15 protein-coding genes and 1 pseudogene are annotated in these 15867 nt (G+C 60.7%); 10 read left to right on the top strand and 6 right to left on the bottom strand.

Annotated elements, in window-relative coordinates; all coding sequences use genetic code 11:
• Nucleotides 1-51: 51 nt before the first annotated feature.
• Nucleotides 52-1251 (top strand): amidohydrolase family protein, encoded by a 1200-nt coding sequence (locus L4923_RS12630; protein WP_239365433.1) that lies wholly within the window; start codon nt 52-54, stop codon nt 1249-1251.
• 45 nt (nt 1252-1296) lie between these two features.
• On the opposite strand, the gene L4923_RS12625 is transcribed toward L4923_RS12630, so the two are convergent.
• Nucleotides 1297-1881 (bottom strand): amino acid synthesis family protein, encoded by a 585-nt coding sequence (locus tag L4923_RS12625; protein WP_239365431.1) that lies wholly within the window; start codon nt 1879-1881, stop codon nt 1297-1299.
• Nucleotides 1878-2462 (bottom strand): amino acid synthesis family protein, encoded by a 585-nt coding sequence (locus L4923_RS12620; protein ID WP_239365428.1) that lies wholly within the window; start codon nt 2460-2462, stop codon nt 1878-1880. The genes L4923_RS12625 and L4923_RS12620 overlap by 4 nt, the downstream gene beginning before the upstream one ends.
• Before the next feature lie 239 nt (nt 2463-2701).
• Here L4923_RS12620 and L4923_RS12615 point away from each other — a divergent pair, with 239 nt between their 5' ends.
• The 8 genes from L4923_RS12615 (at nt 2702) to L4923_RS12580 (ending at nt 10757) form a co-directional block, all read left to right on the top strand.
• Complete coding sequence (locus L4923_RS12615) at nt 2702-3709, top strand: BMP family lipoprotein (protein ID WP_239365425.1); 1008 nt, start codon at nt 2702-2704, stop codon at nt 3707-3709.
• A 117-nt stretch (nt 3710-3826) separates the two neighbouring features.
• Nucleotides 3827-5404 (top strand): ABC transporter ATP-binding protein, encoded by a 1578-nt coding sequence (locus tag L4923_RS12610; RefSeq protein ID WP_239365423.1) that lies wholly within the window; start codon nt 3827-3829, stop codon nt 5402-5404.
• Complete coding sequence (locus tag L4923_RS12605) at nt 5401-6441, top strand: ABC transporter permease (RefSeq protein WP_239365422.1); 1041 nt, start codon at nt 5401-5403, stop codon at nt 6439-6441. Before L4923_RS12610 ends, L4923_RS12605 begins: the two co-directional genes overlap by 4 nt.
• Nucleotides 6429-7418 (top strand): ABC transporter permease, encoded by a 990-nt coding sequence (locus L4923_RS12600; protein ID WP_239365421.1) that lies wholly within the window; start codon nt 6429-6431, stop codon nt 7416-7418. Before L4923_RS12605 ends, L4923_RS12600 begins: the two co-directional genes overlap by 13 nt.
• Before the next feature lie 17 nt (nt 7419-7435).
• Nucleotides 7436-8449, top strand: a complete 1014-nt coding sequence (locus L4923_RS12595) for a nucleoside hydrolase (RefSeq protein WP_239365420.1) — start codon at nt 7436-7438, stop codon at nt 8447-8449.
• 8 nt (nt 8450-8457) lie between these two features.
• On the top strand, nt 8458-9390 hold the full coding sequence (locus L4923_RS12590; protein ID WP_239365419.1) for a nucleoside hydrolase: 933 nt from the start codon (nt 8458-8460) through the stop codon (nt 9388-9390).
• A gap of 190 nt (nt 9391-9580) precedes the next feature.
• Nucleotides 9581-10159, top strand: a complete 579-nt coding sequence (locus L4923_RS12585; RefSeq protein WP_239365721.1) for a TetR/AcrR family transcriptional regulator — start codon at nt 9581-9583, stop codon at nt 10157-10159.
• 103 nt (nt 10160-10262) lie between these two features.
• A complete protein-coding gene (locus tag L4923_RS12580) occupies nt 10263-10757 on the top strand; it encodes a hypothetical protein (protein WP_239365418.1) in 495 nt (164 codons plus the stop codon).
• A 91-nt stretch (nt 10758-10848) separates the two neighbouring features.
• On the opposite strand, the pseudogene L4923_RS12575 reads toward L4923_RS12580, so the two are convergent.
• From L4923_RS12575 to L4923_RS12565, 3 genes and pseudogenes are all read right to left on the bottom strand, one after another.
• A pseudogene (locus L4923_RS12575) lies at nt 10849-11019 on the bottom strand (nuclear transport factor 2 family protein); the annotation flags it as partial.
• Between the two features lie 64 nt (nt 11020-11083).
• Nucleotides 11084-12163, bottom strand: a complete 1080-nt coding sequence (gene rsgA / locus L4923_RS12570) for a ribosome small subunit-dependent GTPase A (RefSeq protein WP_239365415.1) — start codon at nt 12161-12163, stop codon at nt 11084-11086.
• A 338-nt stretch (nt 12164-12501) separates the two neighbouring features.
• Entirely contained in the window at nt 12502-13389 is an 888-nt protein-coding gene (locus L4923_RS12565) for a LysR family transcriptional regulator (protein WP_239365412.1), read from the bottom strand.
• A gap of 116 nt (nt 13390-13505) precedes the next feature.
• On the opposite strand from L4923_RS12565, the gene L4923_RS12560 reads away from it, so the two are divergent.
• A complete protein-coding gene (locus L4923_RS12560; RefSeq protein WP_239365409.1) occupies nt 13506-14855 on the top strand; it encodes a hypothetical protein in 1350 nt (449 codons plus the stop codon).
• A gap of 344 nt (nt 14856-15199) precedes the next feature.
• Here L4923_RS12560 and L4923_RS12555 read toward each other — a convergent pair whose 3' ends face one another.
• Nucleotides 15200-15820, bottom strand: a complete 621-nt coding sequence (locus tag L4923_RS12555; protein WP_239365406.1) for a type IV toxin-antitoxin system AbiEi family antitoxin domain-containing protein — start codon at nt 15818-15820, stop codon at nt 15200-15202.
• Nucleotides 15821-15867: the final 47 nt, after the last annotated feature.

The following is a 15867-nucleotide window of genomic DNA, read 5'->3' as shown; positions in this document are numbered from 1 at the left end:
GTGCCGTCGTTCGCGCCCAAAACAAGAAACAAGCAGACAGGGAAACCGTTCATGTCGCACGACCTACAAAACACCACCACCCAAGGCGGCAGAACACTCATCCGCAATGTCGGTCTCATGCTCAGCGGCAATATTGAGGAACCGATATTGAAAGCGACCGCAATTCTTGTCGAAGACGGGTTGATCGCCGGCATCGGGACGGCCGAAGAGCTTGGCGCCGGTGGCAATGCGGCCATCATCGACGCGCATGGCTGCGTCGTCGCGCCCGGTCTGATCGACAATCACGTTCACCCGGCGGCAGGTGACTGGACACCGCGCCAAAACCAAATCGGCTGGATCGATTCCACCCTGCATGGCGGCGTCACCACGATCGTATCCGCCGGCGAAGCCCATTATCCCGGCCGGCCGAAAGACATCGTCGGCGTCAAAGCGCTGGGTATCGCCTCGCAGCGCGCATTTGCGAATTTCCGGCCTGGCGGCATGAAGATCATCGCCGGTGCACCCGTGCTTGAGCCTGGCATGACGGAAGCGGATTTCAAGGAACTGGCCGACGCCGGCGTGACATTGATCGGAGAGGTTGGCCTCGGCGGCGTCAAGGATGGACCTACCGGCCGACAGATGATCACCTGGGCACGGAAATACGGCATGACCTCTATGACCCACACCGGCGGCCCCTCCATACCCGGCTCCGGACGCATCGGCGCCGACATCGTGATCGAAGTGGACGCCGACGTGATCGCTCATGTGAACGGTGGCCCGACGGCATTGCCGGATGACGAGATTCGCCGCATCTGCGAGGAAAGCACCCGCGCCCTGGAAATCGTGCACAATGGCAACTTGCGTACCGGTCTGCTGGTCCTCGATATCGCCAGGAAACGCAATGAACTCGGACGCGTCGTCCTTGGTACTGACGGACCAGCCGGCTCGGGAGTACAGCCGCTCGGTATACTGCGCACAATATGCCACCTTGCCTCGCTGGGCGAGGTTCCGACCGAAACGGCATTCTGCTTCGCGACCGGCAATACGGCCCGCGTGCGTAACCTGCACGACCGTGGTTTGATCGAGATTGGCCGGGCCGCCGACCTCGTCTTCATGGATCAGGCGGCTGGCGGCATCGGCGACGGGTTTCTGGAAAGTCTGGCGCTCGGCAATCTGCCCGGCATCGGCATGATCATGATCGACGGTGCCGTGCGCACGGCTCGCAGCCGCAACACGCCACCCGCGATCCGGGTACCAGAAGTGATCGCGTAAGGCGCGACGAGAAAAAGGCGGCCTGGCGGCCGCCTTTCCAGTTTGTCAGTTCACGCCGTCTTTGCCGACGATCTTGTCTTTGGTCAGTCCGCCGACCCGTGGCAAAGGTCGGCCGGAATCGGTAACCGCGATGGCCACCACGATTTCATCGTCCCGTGGTGCATCCGGCACGCGCACTTCCATGCCATCGAAATGGCTGCGCACTTTGGCTGCATCCTTGTGGCCGAGCGGAATGTCGAGCGGCGTGCCCATGCCACCGCGTTTCTTGGATGACGGAATGAGGGCGGCACCCTTGCCGAGCACTTCACGAAAGGGAGCGCCGAGCTTCGGATGCAGGATCGCCGCCGCGTGTTCCAGCTCGCCCTCGGCGCCTACTGCCGCGGCCTTGCCGAAACTTTCGACTTCATCGCCAGCAATGCCCAATGCGGCCATCGCGCGACGCGGCAATAAGTCCCCCAGAGCTTCGCCGACAGCCACGAGTTCGGCGAGATCGTCGACATATTGACCGGCGTAAGGATTGTGGATGACGGCGATGGCTGCAGCGCGCCTGGTCGGCGGGTCGACGCGTCTAGAACCTTCGGTGCGGACCTCTTCCACGACCGTGATGATCCGGCGGATCTTGGCGCTCATCGCAGGCCGTCCTCACCCTTGATGTCGTGCACCTGCAAACCACCGGCCCGTGCATGCACACGGGATCCGGTGGTCATGGCGAGCACCAGAACCATCTCGTTGTTTCGCGGAGCATCGGTGATGCCGGCCTCGATGGCATCGAAATGGCTGCGCACATAAGAGGCGTTGATATGGGTGATCGGAATGTCGATCCGCACACCCGGACCACCAACCTTCTTCGCTGATGGAACGATGGCCTTCGCGCCTCCAAGCAATTCACGCATGGCGTAGCCGCCTGGGTTGTGCCAGAGCGCTCCGTGCTCGAGTTCGCCACCACCACCCACGATCGCGCCCTTGCCGTAACCCTCCACGGCCTTGGCTTCTCCACCCAGTGCGTCGACAAGCTTATGCGCCATTTCCAGCCCCAAGGGCTTCAGGTCTTCCATGAATGGCTGGATGTCCTCGACATAACGGCCTGCATAAGGGTTCGCGATAACCGCAAGAACAACACCCCGCTTCACCGGCTCGCTGCGTACGGGCCCTCCCTCGTGAAATATCTCCTCGACCTGCACGACCATTTTCCTGACGACCACATCCGGCATCGCTTGCCCCAATCTCCCGATTAAACTTGTTAGAGTATCAACAATTATTGTTCTGTGATTTTTGTCAACCCGCGCGACGAAAAGCGTCACCTCTGCGGAGCACACAACGATTTCGAGCGTATCCTCGCTGATTGACAGTTCGCCGGACCACCCATAAAGTCATATGACCACCAACAAGTTTGGGATATCGAAAAACCGAACCCGAAGCTTTGGAGGCGGGAGCTTTAATGGGGAGTGAGATGAAAAGCGTATTCCAAAAATGCCTGATCGCCGGTGTGGCCTTGGCGACATCGCTTGGTTCAGCGGCCGCCGCCAACGGCAAGGTGTCAGTCGCGGCCATCTCCGGATATTTTGCGCAAGGTTTCGGCGTTTCGATCGTCAACGGCCTCAACAAGGCTAAGGACGAGTTCGGGGTCGACCTCAAACTCGTCGACACCGGCAACCGCGCGCTCGACTATGAGGAGCAGTTCGCCAATCTCGCAAAAGGTGGTCAGTACGACCTGATCTTCGTGATGGGCTGGGAACTTGTCGACGCGCTGCAAAAAGCCAGTGCCGCCTATCCGGACCAGCGCTTCGTCTTCATTGACGGAGTGCTCGATAGCGACAAGATGATCTACGCCAATTTCGCCGAGGAACAGGGTTCCTTCGTCGCGGGCGCCCTTGCAGGTATGATCGAGAACAAGGGCAGCGCCTTCGACAAGATCGGCGACGGCAAGTCTATCGGCTTTGTCGGCGGCCGCGACATCCCGGTCATCCGCAACTTCCTCGGCGGCTATGAGCAAGGCTCGAGATATGCCGCGCCCGACGTAAAGGTTAACTCCGTCTTCGCCGGCACGTTCGACGATCCGGCCAAAGGTAGCGAGCTGGCGCAGGCGCTTTACGGGCAAGGCACCGACATCGTCTACAACGTCGCTGGCCCGACCGGCGAAGGTGTGATGCAGGCAAGTGCTGCCGTGGACAAATATTCCATCGGCGTCGACGTCGACATGTGCGCCTCGGCGCCAGGCAACGTGCTTGCCTCGATGCTCAAGCGTGGCGATATCGCCGTCTACAGCCTGATCAAGGACGAAGTCGAAGGTCGCAAGGTCACACCGGGTACCCGTACCTTCGATCTGGCTTCCGGTGGCGTCGAGGTTAAGATCTGCGACGATATCGCGCCGTCGATCCCAGCCGACGTGACCGCCAAGCTCGATGAGATCAAGAAGGGCATTGCCGACGGCTCGATCAAGGTCGAACGGCACAAATAAAGATCTCTGCTTCCGGAGCCCGGTCTATCGGCCTCCGGAGCGATCTTTCCTGGAAATTCAGATAGAACTCGATCAGCCCCAGCCAAGGGGCTGATCGGCTCAACTCGCGAGGCTCTCGTGTCGGACACGTCGCCAGCCAAAAGACAAGAAACGACATCACCGGCTGAAAACGCCGTTGAATTGATCGACATCACCAAGCGCTTCGGTGCTTTTGTTGCCAATGAGCGCGTGAACCTTCGTGTCAAGCGGGGTGAGATCCACGCCATCATCGGCGAAAACGGCGCCGGCAAGACCACATTGATGAACATCCTGTTCGGCCTGTTGCAGCCCGACGAGGGAAGAATCGTGCTCAATGGCAGGGAGACCATCGTCACCGATCCCGCAACCGCGATCGATGCGGGCCTCGGCATGGTTCATCAACACTTCAAGCTAGTACCCTCGCTGTCAGTCGCCGATAACGTTTTCCTCGGCATGGAGATCCGCCGCAATGGCCTGATCGATCAAGCCGCCCAGATCGAGAAGACACGTGAACTGTCCGAGCGCTTCGGCCTCAAGGTCGAACCGCAGGAGCGGGTGTCGCTGCTTTCAGTCGGCATCGAACAGCGCATAGAAATCCTAAAGGTTCTGGCACGCGGCGCACGCACCATCATCCTCGATGAGCCGACGGCAGTGCTCACCCCGCAGGAGAGCCGCGAATTGTTTCAGACCCTGCGCGGCTTTGTTGCAGATGGCATGACAGTCATCTTCATCTCGCACCACCTCGAGGAAGTGATGGAGGTCTCCGACACGGTAACGGTCCTGCGTCACGGCAAACACGTCGCCACGCGTCCGACAGCCGAACTCACCAAGGACGACCTGGTGCGGATGATGGTCGGCCGCAATGTCTCCTTTGACCGACGCCGGCGCACCAAAACCGCCGGCGAGGTCGTGCTCGACGTCAAAAACCTATGGGCACGCGACGAGCGACGTTTGCCGGCACTGCGTGACGCAAGTTTTACGGTGCGGGCTGGCGAGATTGTCGGCATCGCCGGTGTTGCCGGAAATGGCCAGACGGAGCTCGCCGAGGTGCTCGCCGGCTTGCGGCCTGCAAGTCACGGATCAGCCATGCTGAAAGGACGCGACCTGACGGCATTGACGCCGGCAGCCATTCGCGATGCCGGTTTCGCTCACGTTCCCGGCGACCGCATGGTGCGCGGGGTCGACGGCAGTGCTTCGATCTCGTCTAACCTTCTGATGGGCCGTCAGTTCAAAGCTCCGTGGAGCCGCAATGGCGTCCTCGACTGGGATGGGGTTGCGAAACAGGCCGTCGAGATGATCAAGCGCTTCGATATCCGGGCGCGCGGTCCGGAGGACACGGTCAAGCGGCTGTCGGGCGGCAATATCCAGAAAGTGGTGCTCGCCCGCGAATTCACCAATGATGCTGACTTCCTTCTCATCGACCAGCCTACGCGCGGTGTCGATATCGGCGCACAGGAATCCATCCATGACGAGATCATGCGCCAGCGCGCCGCCGGCCGCGCCGTACTGGTCATTTCGGTGCAACTCGACGAATTGCTCACCTTGGCCGATCGCATCCTGGTGATGTTCAACGGCCGGATCATGGGTGAGGTCGAGGGCGATAGCGCCGACAGTGAAAGGATCGGCATGATGATGGCAGGCTTGAACGCTTCCGCAGCAAGCGAGGTGGCGGCATGAGCGATGGGTTGCGTGCATTCTATGGGCAGATCATAGCCCTGGCGATCGCCCTTGCCCTGGGCGCCCTGATCATCGTGCTGATCGACGAAAGCCCCATCAATGTCTTCATGACACTGGTGAGGGGAGCGTTCGGCGACCAGTCCAAGATCGCCGGTACGCTGCTGCAGACAACGCCCATTCTCATATGCGGCATAGCTGCCTGCATCGGCCTGCGCGGCGGCATGTTCAATGTCGGCATCGAGGGCCAGCTCTTTCTTGGAGGCTTTGCCGCGGCCTGGGTCGGTTTTGCCTTACCACTGCCGGCTGGTTTGCATATGGTGGTCGGCATGGCGGCCGCAGTGCTAGCCGGTGCCGCCTGGGTAGCCATTCCCGCCTATTTCCGCGCCCGCTACAACACCAACGAGGTCGTCTCGACAATTCTGTCGAACTATGTCGCGGTGCTGCTCACCTCCTATTTCACGATTTTCCTGTTCAAGCGGCCGGGCGGCTGGTCCGAGACACCGCCGATCCTGCCGACGGCATATCTGCCCGAGCTGTTCTCCTTCTCCCGGCTTAACTGGGGGCTGATCATCGGTCTGGCGCTGGCGTTTTTTGTTGCCTGGTTCTTCCGCCAGACGGCCAAGGGCTATTCGATCTCGATGGTCGGTTCGGCGCCAAAATTCGCCGAATATGGCGGCATCGACGTCAAGCGCCAAGGTTTCCTCGTGCTGCTCGCTTCGGGCGCCGTAGGCGGCCTCGCGGGCGGCGTGGAGACGCTCGGCATCCACCACCGTTTCATGGAAGGCTTTGCTCCCGGATTTGGTTTCGACGGGCTGATCGCAGCTTTGCTCGCCAACGGATCTCCGATCATCACGATCTTCACGGCACTGTTCTTCGGCGCGTTGCGCAACGGTTCGCTGCTGCTTGAGACCGACACCAGCGCATCGCGCGAGATCATCACGGTGATCCAGGCGCTGATCATCCTCAGCGTCTCAGCGCAGGTTCTGATGAAACGCCGCGGCGACAGCACCGCAGGAGAGCGTCGATGGAAATTCTAGATAAGCTCCTCAATGTCGCCCTGCTGGTAGCGACGCTGCGCACGACTGCACCGATCCTGCTGGTGGCCTTGGGCGGCTCCTTCACCACCAAGGCCGGCATCTTCAACATCGGCCTCGAAGGCCAGATGCTCGTCGGCGCCTTCTTCGCCGTGCTCGGCTCGATCTGGTCCGGTTCCGCGCTGATCGGCGTTGCCTGCGGCGTCGTCGCCGCACTGGTCTTTGCACTCGCCTTTGCAGTGCTGGTGGTCTCCTTCCGGGCCAACGAAGTGGTGGTCGGCCTGGCGCTCAATATCCTTGCCGGCGGCATGACGATCTCTCTGATGAAAGCGATCTTCGGAACTCGCGGCTCGATCGTCGGCCAGAAGATCGTCGGGTTGCCGAAGGTCCAGATCCCCGGTGCCCGCGATCTGCTTGGTTCCTGGGCGCCGCTCGTCTCCGGCTACACGCCCATGGTCTATGTCGCGTTCGTCGCCGTCCCTTTTCTGGTGCTGTTCTACAAGCGCACCAGGCTCGGCCTCTATATTCGCGTCGTCGGCGAAAAGCCGGAGGCTGCCGAGGCCCTGGGCATCTCGATCACCCGCGTTCGCTACACGGCATCGCTGTTGTGCGGCCTGCTTGCCGGTCTTGCCGGCGCGCACCTCTCGCTCGGCTACATCACCATGTTCACGGAAAACATGTCCTCGGGCCGAGGCTTCATGGCCGTCGCCATCCTGATTTTCTCGGCTGGCGATCCACTCAAGGTACTCGCCGGTTGCCTGCTGTTCGGCTTTGCCGACGCGTTTTCACTGCGTCTCCAGACCTTTGGCTTCCCGTCCTATCTCATCCTGGCGGTACCCTATCTGGTCGCGCTGGTGGCACTCTTTGCGCTGTCCTACCGAAGCCGGCCCAGGATCATCCGCGAAACTCTGGAGAGCATGAAAAAGATGCTGTCCGTCGAGACCAAGCCGGCCGAAACCGGCAACAACCTCCCGCGCTGAAGGATCACATCAAGACAATGGAACGCATAATTCTCGACGTCGATTCCGCCGGCGACGATATTCTCGCCGTGCTCTTCGCCGCCGCCAATCCGAATGTGAAGCTCGAAGCGGTGACGACAGTTACCGGGGCAGCCGGCGCCATCGAGCAGGTCACGAATGTGGTGCTCAACATCCTCTCCCTCGCGGGTCGTGACGACATTCCGGTGCTTGCGGGCGCCTGGCGCCCAATCGTCGGCCATTCCAAGGCCGATATGGAAGCGCCGGTGCATTTCGAAAAGACACTGACGGCACGCTTCGGCGACCGACTGAAGAAGTTCAATCCGCCCGCCCCCACGCCGAAGCGCGCAGCGACCCCCGGCCACGCCGTCGACTTCATCATCAACACCGTGATGGCAAACCCCGGCGAGATCACCCTCGTCACCACGGGGCCGCTGACCAACGCTGCCATGGCGCTGCTGCAGGAGCCGCGGCTTGCAAAGACGCTGAAGCGCCTGCTCGTTCTCGGGGGCACCTTCACGACGCCCGGCAACATCACGCCGGTAACCGAATATAATGTCTGGGCCGATCCCGAGGCGTCGCGCATCGTGCTCAACGCCGAAGTCGACAAGATCCTGGTGCCTCTCGACATTTGCGAGGACAACCGCGTCGCAACCTCCATGCTGACGCGCGACGATATCGCCGACATGCAGAGTTGTGCCAAGGACAACCCAGTCCTCGACATGATCGCCGACGTGTTCCCGATCTATATCGACATCTGGCGTGAGTTCTTCGGGCTCGTCGGCTTTCCGCTCGACGACGTCATCACCGTAGCGCTGGCCTTTGACCCAGGTCTTGCCACGCTCACCGATCCACTTTTCGTCGATGTCCTGATCGACGGCCACGTCGCGCGCGGCCAGACAGTGGCTTATCGAGGCTTCCAGATCCTGCCCGGCGGCGGCCCGAAGACCACACGCATCGGTACCGATCTCAACGGACGCCGCTTCCTCGAAATGTTCAAGCAAACCATCGCGCGCTACGAGCGGGCGGCCTGATGAGTGCAATGATGAAGCCCACTCCGATTCTTTTCGACTGTGATCCCGGCCACGACGACGCCATCGCCCTGGTCATGGCACATCGCTCACCCGCCATCGAACTGCTGGGCGTCACCACCACCTGCGGCAATGCCGAACTGGAAAAGACGACGACCAACGCACTGCGCATTCTCGAATATATCGGCGCCAGCGACGTGCCGGTCGCGGCTGGCTGCCATCGTCCCCTGGCGCGCCCTCTGGTGCTTGGTACGGCGGACGGCCCGAGCGGCCTCGAAGGTTCGCCCTATCTGCCACAGGCAAGCATCAAGCCGGTCGACCAGCACGCGGTCGACTTCCTGGCCGAAAAGCTGGTCGCGTCGCCAGAGCCGTTGCTCGTCGTGGCGACAGGTCCTCTCTGCAACATAGGCCTGATGATCCTCAAGCACCCCCATGTACTGCCCAAGATCAAGGAATTGATCTGGATGGGAGGCGTGTTCTACCGCAAGAGCGAGATCATAACCCCGACCGAGTTCAACGCCTTCTGCGATCCGGAGGCACTGAAGATCGTGCTTGATTCTGGCGTCCCGATCACAATGGTCGGCCTGGACGTCACCATGCAGGTGCTGATCGAAGAGCCGCAATATGCCGAGCTCGCCAAGATAGACACGCCGCTCGGCAAGCTCGTCAACGACTGGCTGCTGTTTTACGAGAAGCTCCATCGCAACTCGATGGGTGTGGGGGGCGCCATGCACGATCCGCTTGCGCTGGCGCTGGCGATCGATCCGACCCTGGTCAAGACACGCCCTGCCCACATTGCCGTGGACCTCAAGGGCGCCCACACCTTCGGCGCGACGGTCGCCGACTTCTGGGGCGAGCGTGGCGAGAAGGACAATGCGCGCATTGCCTACGAAGTCGACGCGGATCGCTTCTTCAAGCTGATGTTCGACCTGCTCAGAGACTAGGTCTATCGACGGGTGAGCGCTCTGCGCTCACCTCAATCCTATTTGACCGGTTAATTCCCGATAGCCTTGCGAACCGCTTCATTGGAATGGGCCCAGCCCGTCAATCATCATCACCTTCCATCGTCGTACCGTTCTTTGTGAACGAGCCGGACCGCATTGACAGGCTACCTACTAGTTGGTAGGAAAAACTATGGGAAACTTAAAAGCTAGGGCCGATGAAATTCTCGCCTGCGCGCGCTCCCTGATCATCAGGGGTGGCTACAACAGCTTCAGCTACGCCGATATTTCCAGCGTAGTCGGCATTCGCAATGCGAGCATCCATCACCATTTCCCAAGCAAATCAGATCTGGTCTGCGCACTGGTCTCACAATACCGGGAAGAGGCTCAGGCCGGGTTCGCCGAGCTCGAACGCAATGTCTCCGACCCGCTTGAACAGCTTCGTGCCTATGTGGGCTATTGGGAGGGCTGTATCGCTGACGCCACGCACCCCTTCTGTGTCTGCGCCTTGCTCGCCAGCGAGCTTCCGGTTCTTCCCGAAGCGGTCGTTGTTGAAGTGCGCGCACATTTTCGTGGGTTATCGGACTGGCTCACCTCCGTCCTGGAACGCGGCGTTGCACAAGGCCGCCTCATCCTGGCCGGGACAGCCAGGGCGGAAGCTGAAACGTTCATGGCCACGGTGCATGGCGCGATGCTTTCTGCGCGCGCTTACGGGAATCCCGGCACCTTCGGCGCAATCACTCACCCTTTGCTGGATCGCATCGCCGTCTGAAAACTGACACGTTTCCAGGATGTCGATGCATGACTTAACTACCTACCAACTAGTAGATAGAATTCTCCCCCTCCCCGCCTCTTTTTAAGAAAGGCACTCTCTCATGTTTGGAATCTCTCCGCTCGGCTGGGTCCATACGCTCGGCAGCCTGCCGGCCATTCCCATGGCCTTATACATGTTTGCCCGCCATGGCCGGATCGTCCCCCGATCCGCGGCGGGCGGGGTCTATTTTGTTTCCATGCTTGCCGGTGCGATCACGGCCTTCTTCGTGGCGCATCAACCGGTCAGCTACGCCATCGGGGCGCTGACCCTCCTGTTCCTGCTTGCAGGTTACGGAATCGACCGCATGCTGGGTCCGATGCGTATCGCCCGATATATCGAAACCATCTGCCTGAGCGTGAGTGCGTTTCTTCTGATGGTGCCGACCGTTACCGAGATCCTGCGCCGCGTTCCGGACGGCCATCCGCTGGTGACCGACCTGAAGTCGCCGCTGCTGCTCGGTGCTCAGGGCGGGCTGCTCGCCATTCTGCTGGTCGGGCTGACAGCCCAGATCATTCATCTGGCAAGACGCGGCAAGACCGCCGCAAACCGACTTTAGCCCCGTGCCGCTCGCGACGGATTTCTAGGGGTGAACATGACACAAGTACCATTGCGAGCGACACCACCAACCACGCGGCGGCTTGGGCGGATCAGACGTCCGGGCCGACCAGAACCTCGTCCTTGGTCGGCACCGAATGGTGTTCGTGGGTGATGACCCAATCGTTTTCGTGCTTGACGAAGCCAACTGTCAGACGAAGGTCTAGCGGCACCGCGGTGGTACCATCACAATGGATGTCACAGAACGCGAATGCCACGGTGTCGCCGGCAGTAGCTAAACGAACTGGTTGCTTGAGTTCTCCTCAAGCACATTCGGGCGAACGAACCCTACTCATCCCCCCAGCCTCTGTCCTTCTCGCGCTTGCGGCTGCGGTAGTCCTTGTTGCGGCGAACCCAGTTGCGGCGTTCTTCGCTCTGCATCGCCGGATCTTCGCGGCGGTCGAGATAGGCCAGTTCGCGCTGCAGCTTGCCGTAGCTCAGCCAGCGATCCTCGGCCAGGCTACCGTCCTGCAGGGCTGCGTCGATGGCGCAGCCCGGCTCGCCGCCATGGCTGCAATCGCGGAACCGGCATCGGCTCGCCAGTTCTTCGATATCGGCAAAGGTTGCCGATAGACCAGCGCCTGTATCCCACAGCCCGAGCTCACGCATGCCTGGCGTGTCCAGTACCAGTCCTCCCCCCGGCAGCAGCACGAGTTCGCGATGGGTGGTGGTATGCCGCCCGCGCGCATCGTCCTCGCGAATGGCCTGGGTCGCCATCAAAACCTTGCCGGCGAGTGCGTTGAGGAGGGTCGACTTGCCCACGCCGGAACTGCCGAGCAGCACCGCGGTGCGCCCCGGAAGGATCAGCTGCCGCACGGTATCGAGCCCTTGCCCCGTCAGCGACGACATGGCGACCACCTCGGCTCCGAGTGCCACGGCTTCGGCGGCGGCGATGGGACCGGCGGGATCGTCGCAGGCATCCGCCTTGGTCAGGACGATAACCGGCGTGGCGCCGCTCTCCCGGGTCACGGCAACATAACGCTCGAGCCGCCGCGGATTGAAATCGGCGTTCAACGAAGCAACGAGCAGCGCCAGATCGACATTGGCGGCGATGACCTGGGCTGTTTCGCCGGTGCCGGCCGCCTTGCGCCGAAAACAGGTGGCGCGCGGCAGCAGATGGTGGATCGTTGCCGCCCCTTCGCCGGGGCGCGCCGCTGCCGCCACCCAATCGCCGGCGACAGGATGCTCCGTCTCGCGCGCCGTGAAGGCAAAGCGGCCGGCGAGACCGGCGTTCAATTCGCCAAAGGGGGTGATCAGGCGATAAAGGCCGCGTTGCTGGACGATCACGCGGCCAGGCACGAGTCCTGACGCGGCATGCGGCAGGAATGCATTTTGGAGCGTTTCGCTCCAGCCATAGGTTTCAAACATTTGGATGAATCTTTCGGTCGGGATGCCATATCAGGCGCCAGCCGAAAGCGGATCAGTCCCTGTCGTCAGGGCAGCCGAACGGCGGCGCAGCGGAGCGCGTTGGCGATAAGCACAATCATGAGGCAACTCCTTTCCTGCTCGCGTTGCGGTTCAGTCCGAGGGATCAAGCTATACCAAAGGGCGTCGGCCTTGCAACATTGTACGCTCCTACCACGCGAGAATGGCCAACGTAGGATCGTCAGATCCAGGAATATTACCGGCAGGCTTATCGTGAAGCAGGCTATCGGTCTTGACCACCCGAGCTATTCCTGAACGCAGTATGCCATCTGCCTTCCCTGTCATCCGCTCCGCCTGACGCCGAGAACGACATCCAGAAAACGTTTCGCAGTGGGCAGGAGATCGGGGCCGACCCAGGCAGCGGCAACCGGCAAGGCAGGCGCAGCGGGTTCGACCGGGCGGAAAACCACTCCTGGACGGTCGAGACGTGACAAGCCTTCGGTCACGAAGCCCAGCCCCACGCCGGCAGCGACGAGCGCTGCAAGGGTCGTCATGGGCGTGACCTCCTGCACGATCCTGGGCGTGACCCCTTGGGACTCGAAAAGCGCGATCACACGATCGAAGATACTGGCACCGATTTTGCGCGGGGCAATCAAAAAGGGCTCGCCACCCAGTTTCGATACCGGAACCACCGGCTCGGCTGCGAGCGGATGATCCGATGGAATAGCAAGAAACAGCCGCTCCTCCGGCAAGGGCTGCATCGAGAGTTCAGGGTGCTCGAGCGGGGGATGCAAGATTCCGAGATCGAGCGCGCCCGCAAGCAGCGCGTTCTCGAGGGATGGCGAGTTCATTTCCGCCAACTCGATGCGGACATTCGGGTACCGCTTGCGGAAAACCTGAACGCAGGCCGGGAGAATTCCGTAGAAGGCGATCACTGTGAAGCCGAGCCGCAGCGGGCCGGCTTCGCCGTCAAGGGTACGGCGGGCCTCGCCTATTGCACGGTTGGCATTCTCCACAGCCCTGCGCGCCGGCTCCAAGAATGCGGCTCCGGCCGGCGTCAAAGCGACCGACCGCCGGTCACGTAGGAGCAGCGTTGCTCCAATCTCGCTCTCTAGGACACGGATCCGCTGGCTGAGCGAGGGCTGGGTCAGGTTGAGCTTTTCTGCCGCGCGACGGAAATGAAGTTCTTCCGCCACGGCGATGAAGCAAGCCATCGAACGAACGTCCATGACAAATCCTGATAATATTTCCCTTTCACAGAGAACAATATTCCGATTGGATTACGATCACAGTCAACCTTAGCGTTGCCGGATAAAACCGTTGATGCAGCAATGAGGTTAGACGCGTGCGTACATATCTAAACCATGCCTGCCTGGCAGGGATCGCGGCGACTTTCGCCGCCAACAGCACCTTGGCTCAGTCGCCCGATATCCTCGGTCCTGTTTCCGCCGGCCACGTGGCCGCAATATCCGACGGCGATTACATTGCCTCCACCTATGCCGATACGATCCTGTCTCCACCCGAAGCGGGATATCGGGATATGCTGACGGTACTGTCGATCGAACGCGGGAAAGTCACTCAAAGGGCATTGCCTGTCTCGAATTCAGTGACGGCAGCACCCGAGATTATGGAGCTCGCTCCAGACGGCCGCACCGCTTTCGTCACGGAGAGGCTGGGGGAGCGCCCTGCAGGCGGAATGAAAGTCGCCGACCTCCCGCCGGGAAATCGGCTGTTCGCCATCGATCTTGCCGATGACGATGACCTGCGGTTAGCCGACACGGCCGAAGTCGGGAGCAATCCGGAAGCGCTTGCCGTCAGCCCTGACGGCCGTCGGATTGCAATCGTTTCCAACTCACCTCGAGCCAGCCTGCTGCAGATCGTTGCGTTCGCCGACGGGGTGTTTGGTGAAATCCAGCATTTCGACCTGGCCGAAATCGGTGTCACCGGAACGGCCGACGCTCCGCGTGGCGGGGTGACCGCAACGAACGTGCAGTGGCATCCCTCCGGCCGCTACCTTGCAGTCAATATCACGACGCAGAACAGGGTGGCCTTCATTGAACTGATCCACGAAAGTGGAAAGCTCGCCGCTGAGCTTTGGGACAACGTCGTGGACGTCGGAAAGGATCCATTCGTAGGGCGTTTTACGCCGGATGGCCGCCACTATCTCACCTCGAATTGGGGACGCGATTTCAACGCGAAGAGCCTCGAAGGGCGGGTTCCGGAAGCTCCTTCCACCCTATCGGTCATACGCCTTGCGCAGCAAGGCGCAACAACCGCGCGTCACGAAGTTGCAATGACGCACGAGACCGGCATCTCGGCTGAAGGCATCGCTGTCAGCCCATCTGGAACGTTGGTTGCCACGATCAACATGCAAGACACGAATTTTCCACCGCAGTCGCCACGCTACAAACGAGAGGCCTCGGTCTCGCTACTGACCTTCGACCCGGAATCGTCCCGGCTCGAGAAGGTCGGCGACTATGTCTTCGAGGGTGTCCTGCCCGAAGGTGGAAGCTTTACCCCGTCAGGCAGTCATCTGCTGGTCACCGTATTCGAAGGACATAAAGGAGCGACCTCCAGGACCGGCCCGGGCCTGGAAGTCTTTCGCGTCGTCGAAGGACAAAAACCATCCCTCGAAAGCCTTGGACGTGTGCCACTGCCTCACGGGGTGCACCATGTAGACGTCGCGCCCCGCTAAAACGCTCAGAGCGCATCGCCGCCGTGCCATAAGTAGCGGCTAGGTCACTCCCACTCGATTGTTTAAACAGCATATAACTCTTTGAAATTGCTGGCAAATATTTTCTGGCCACGGAGAAATTCCGACGCTGAGGCCGTCAAAAAGTTACGCTTTTGATTTTAAAGGGAAAATCGCCGAAAAAATATTTTTGAGGTTTCGCCAACTATCGGGGTCAGTCGGATGATTTTCGCGATTTTCCGTGCCCGGCAGCGCACTGGACTCAAGTCGAAAAGTACCGTCACTTAATCCATATCACGCATCGCAGGCCGATGCTATCTGGCCGCAGGCGAGCCCAGTTCTCGACCCTATGCGTCATCGAATACCATTGCTTCGACATAAGGGCGCATCACGGACCAGATCCGTGCCCCTTGCGCATGACGCCAGAGCTCATCCGGCGTGCAGCGTCTATGACGAAGGCCTTCGCGCAGTCCCTCCATCGCAATGCCAAGGCCGATCTTGTTCCGATATTTAAAGCAATCGACAATAGTTCTGGCCGGGTCCGTAATGGGCACTTCTACGCCCTCAATGCGATGCCGCGTGACGCCTTCGTTCAAGCTCACCTCTGCGAAGCGTACGAATCGTATGCGCGGATAATCGATCCTTGGTCGCCAGGCGGTCCGTTCGATCGCCATCCATACGGCGGATGGCATCTGTAGGGTCAGTTCGTGAAACTGCAGCGCAGAGATCAGGCATACAACGCCCTTCGGAACGACACTTGAGGCCTCCGCGAGTGTGTGGGCCGCCTCCAGCGACGCGTCGGGAAGTTGATAGACCCCTCGTGCCCGGCGCACCACCGTCTCCTCCCGGACAAGGCGGGCCAGCGTCTCCGGTCCAATTCCTTCCGCCTTGAAATCCCTCAACCGGAGTATCCCTCTGGCCTTCAGAAGGTCGAGCGCACGACGCCGCTGGGCGTTAGCAGGTGGCATAGCTCGTGACGTTTCCTCGACTTTAGAGCTCAATATCAGAGGTTATA

The organism is Terribium retamae (assembly GCF_022347545.1).
Taxonomy (GTDB): domain Bacteria; phylum Pseudomonadota; class Alphaproteobacteria; order Rhizobiales; family Rhizobiaceae; genus Mesorhizobium; species Mesorhizobium retamae.
The sequence above is the reverse complement of the archived record's forward strand: the minus strand, read 5'-3'. Positions and strand labels throughout refer to the sequence as shown.

Bases quoted from the DNA above. Each gene is read 5' to 3' on its own strand.
- L4923_RS12630 (WP_239365433.1), top strand. From the start codon at position 52: ATGTCGCACGACCTACAAAACACCACCACCCAAGGCGGCAGAACACTC.
- L4923_RS12625 (WP_239365431.1), bottom strand. From the start codon at position 1,881: ATGAGCGCCAAGATCCGCCGGATCATCACGGTCGTGGAAGAGGTCCGC.
- L4923_RS12620 (WP_239365428.1), bottom strand. From the start codon at position 2,462: ATGCCGGATGTGGTCGTCAGGAAAATGGTCGTGCAGGTCGAGGAGATA.
- L4923_RS12615 (WP_239365425.1), top strand. From the start codon at position 2,702: ATGAAAAGCGTATTCCAAAAATGCCTGATCGCCGGTGTGGCCTTGGCG.
- L4923_RS12605 (WP_239365422.1), top strand. From the start codon at position 5,401: ATGAGCGATGGGTTGCGTGCATTCTATGGGCAGATCATAGCCCTGGCG.
- L4923_RS12600 (WP_239365421.1), top strand. From the start codon at position 6,429: ATGGAAATTCTAGATAAGCTCCTCAATGTCGCCCTGCTGGTAGCGACG.
- L4923_RS12595 (WP_239365420.1), top strand. From the start codon at position 7,436: ATGGAACGCATAATTCTCGACGTCGATTCCGCCGGCGACGATATTCTC.
- L4923_RS12590 (WP_239365419.1), top strand. From the start codon at position 8,458: ATGATGAAGCCCACTCCGATTCTTTTCGACTGTGATCCCGGCCACGAC.
- L4923_RS12585 (WP_239365721.1), top strand. From the start codon at position 9,581: ATGGGAAACTTAAAAGCTAGGGCCGATGAAATTCTCGCCTGCGCGCGC.
- L4923_RS12580 (WP_239365418.1), top strand. From the start codon at position 10,263: ATGTTTGGAATCTCTCCGCTCGGCTGGGTCCATACGCTCGGCAGCCTG.
- rsgA (WP_239365415.1), bottom strand. From the start codon at position 12,163: ATGTTTGAAACCTATGGCTGGAGCGAAACGCTCCAAAATGCATTCCTG.
- L4923_RS12565 (WP_239365412.1), bottom strand. From the start codon at position 13,389: ATGGACGTTCGTTCGATGGCTTGCTTCATCGCCGTGGCGGAAGAACTT.
- L4923_RS12555 (WP_239365406.1), bottom strand. From the start codon at position 15,820: ATGCCACCTGCTAACGCCCAGCGGCGTCGTGCGCTCGACCTTCTGAAG.